This window comes from Escherichia sp. 93.0816 (assembly GCF_013368855.2).
In the GTDB taxonomy this organism is placed as follows: domain Bacteria; phylum Pseudomonadota; class Gammaproteobacteria; order Enterobacterales; family Enterobacteriaceae; genus Escherichia; species Escherichia ruysiae.
Genome location: NZ_JABWNC020000054.1, coordinates 1 through 2,691, shown reverse-complemented (window position 1 = coordinate 2,691; position 2,691 = coordinate 1). Strand labels below are relative to the sequence as shown.

Annotated in this window: 1 protein-coding gene and 4 tRNA genes; 4 read left to right on the top strand and 1 reads right to left on the bottom strand. The window is 42.1% G+C overall.

Features of this window, described 5'->3' with window-relative positions; all coding sequences use genetic code 11:
* Positions 1 to 842 precede the first annotated feature (842 nt).
* The 4 genes from HEM79_RS22100 to HEM79_RS22085 all read left to right on the top strand — a co-directional run bounded on the left by HEM79_RS22100 (position 843) and on the right by HEM79_RS22085 (position 1,457).
* Positions 843 to 917, top strand: a tRNA-Asn gene (locus HEM79_RS22100).
* Between the two features lie 5 nt (positions 918 to 922).
* Positions 923 to 1,009 (top strand) — tRNA-Tyr (locus tag HEM79_RS22095).
* A 4-nt stretch (positions 1,010 to 1,013) separates the two neighbouring features.
* Positions 1,014 to 1,146, top strand: a tRNA-OTHER gene (locus tag HEM79_RS22090).
* Positions 1,147 to 1,370: 224 nt separating this feature from the next.
* Positions 1,371 to 1,457: transfer RNA gene (locus HEM79_RS22085), tRNA-Ser, on the top strand.
* 177 nt (positions 1,458 to 1,634) lie between these two features.
* On the opposite strand, the gene HEM79_RS22080 is transcribed toward HEM79_RS22085, so the two are convergent.
* Positions 1,635 to 2,691, bottom strand: a 1,057-nt coding sequence (locus HEM79_RS22080) for a hypothetical protein (protein WP_207105873.1), incomplete at its 5' end; no start/stop codon positions are given.

Here is a 2,691-nt window from a genome sequence, read left to right as displayed (position 1 = left end):
CACTGCCACCATCACAAGAACACCTAGTCGTAGAGTGGCCTTGATCAAAAAAGTCACAACCGAATAAAAATACAATGATAAGTATTTACTTACTTATCTTTTGTGTATAAGATGACTTTGTTTTCGTTGAGACGCGATTGTTTGAACTTAAATACAAGTGCAAACGAAGAAGTCTATCTGGCAGTAGCCTAATAAGCCAAACACCAGCGAGGTCAGTTTCCAGCCTCGTTACCGAAATGGGACACACTGAGCGAGTGTGATTGCAGAACGCAGGAGGGAACATTCATGTTCCCTCCGATGAAGTAACAGAATGGGCGGTTGGTATATTTTCAACTCCATATGACTCCCGGATTCTTAGCCACTGACCGCCCATCCTGTTACGTCATTTTGTTCAATTATGTCGTTTATACTGGGTTAAAAAGCGGCGGCGTAGCCCGGCTGGTATGGTTAGCCAGCACACAACGTTGAGGCCATTACATTTTTATCAATTCTAAGGTTCTATTCACAGAGATACCGGCGAGCGTTGATATGTAACATGTTGGGCAAACATTCAATCGGAGTAGTGGCCTCAACGTTGTGAAGACAGGATTGTTGTGTAGGTTTAACCACTGTTGCCATTGGTGCCTGTTTTCACAACAAATGATTCCATACATCACATTGTATAAATTACAAAGTAGGCGCTGTCCTCAAAAACATCATCTACTTAAAGATTTTGCCTACTATTGAGCGAAGTCGAAAACGTCTGGCACTAACGAAAAGTGCAAGTAGCGGTGCATTTCCTGGCAGAAACTAAACCGCCGCGATTGGCACTGTTGAGTAATAAATACTGGCAGTGCTGAATTGATGGTGTAGCTCAGCGGTAGAGCAGTTGGCTGTTAACCAACTGGTCGGTGGTTCGAATCCACCCATCATCGCCACTTTAGGGGAGTTAGTCCGTAGGGGTAGCGGGGTAGACTGTAAATCTACTGTCATTGCGACTCGGGTGGTTCGACTCCATCACTCCCCACCAAATTGCCGGTTTAGCTCAGCGGGAGAGCGCGAGAGCCAAAGCATCGTTTCTACTTCGGTAGACAGCCTTGCTGGTCAAATGACAACGATTCGATGTTAGGCCAGAGGTCAGCGGTTCGAGTCCGTTAACCGGCACCAATACAACGATAAGATCATTACGGTTAATCGTCGTTCATGTGCACAATGACTGGTCGAAAGGTAGTGATCTTACCGTTGTGGTGGATTCGCAGACTGATGCGATAGCTTTCTTGGATGTTAGGGAAATGCGGCCGCAAATCTTCCCTTTCGCGAGCGGTGATCGTCCGTAGTCCTAATTGGCTGCACCGTATGCCGGAGATTCAGTACCGGCCACCACAACGGCCGGAGAGTAGGGAGCATGGTGCTCAAGCGGTCTTGAAAACCGTCCCATTGCGCAAGCGATGATGGTTCGATTCCATTACTCTCCGCCAGACACAGCGTTGAGCGGTTTGGCCTTTTAATCAACTCGATTAAGACTCCGCTAACATAAACCAGACCGCTCAACGCTGTGATAGACAATTACGGCAGACGTTCTTAACCATAGCTTGCTAACATCCTAGCAACACTTTTTTCAGCGCAAAATTCAAAGGGGCTTCGGCCCCTTTTCTTCAAAAAAGTTTTATAAATTCATAATTCTGGTCAATTAAGGATTCAATACACACCATGCAAAAATCTACATCGTCAAAATCAGGTGTGTAATATTCATCCTCATAACATTCATTTAGACCTTCAATCAATTTTTCTTTAAAAACTCCCCACGTTTCAATATGAACCATTTCCATATAAGGCGCATGTGTATGTGCTTGCAATACATCCCAGGTGTCTATAACCTCGATCCGCGGCTTGCAATTAATTTTTTCTAAATATGCCTTCCCAGAATTGTAAATTTTCGACATTGATGCCCCAAAACCTGATGGTTGGTAATGAGTGTAAATGTCATAAATTTTTTGTCCTATTCTAGGGAGTTGAGAAGCATTGGATATTTGTGGCGAATGAAAGTATCGCTCTATGGAAGAAAACGCAGAAACATTAACTAGAGTAATCGTATATGGCGCTAAAGTTCTCTCATTCAAATTTCTACATAAAATAGCAAACCCATGGCTATTAGTCTTTTCACCGTCTGAGGACATTTTTGCCATGCTGGCTTTAATAACATTCAATTTCGAATGTAAACGAGAAGTTGAAGTCGGTTTATTATACATTTCATCATCATACAAACATATATGAAACCCACCAAGATGACGAAATGAGAACTTGAGTGCTTCTTCCGCAATAACTAATTTATTAATATCTAAAGGAGTAAGTGATACGTTACCTTGTAAATCATAGCAAGGTTCTAAACATAGAAAGTTTTTCTTCTGCCACACGATCATATTAAAAATAAAGTGTCTAACCAGAGGTGGCCAGTCAGGTGATATAAGTACATTGGTAATATCTCCATCAGACAAGTATGACAAGTAACTTTTTAGTTCCGCAGCATATGCCACCAACTCAGTTCCAGCTTCCCTTGTTGGTGTTGAAAAGTTTTTTAACTCAATAAGAACTAAGGATTCATTCTCTGTTGAATAAGCAACAACATCAGGTCTTAATATCTCAGATTTTGTTGCTGAGATATCCTCATCCTCTGACATTAAATGTAACAATGTTATGTTCTTTAAACAAAAC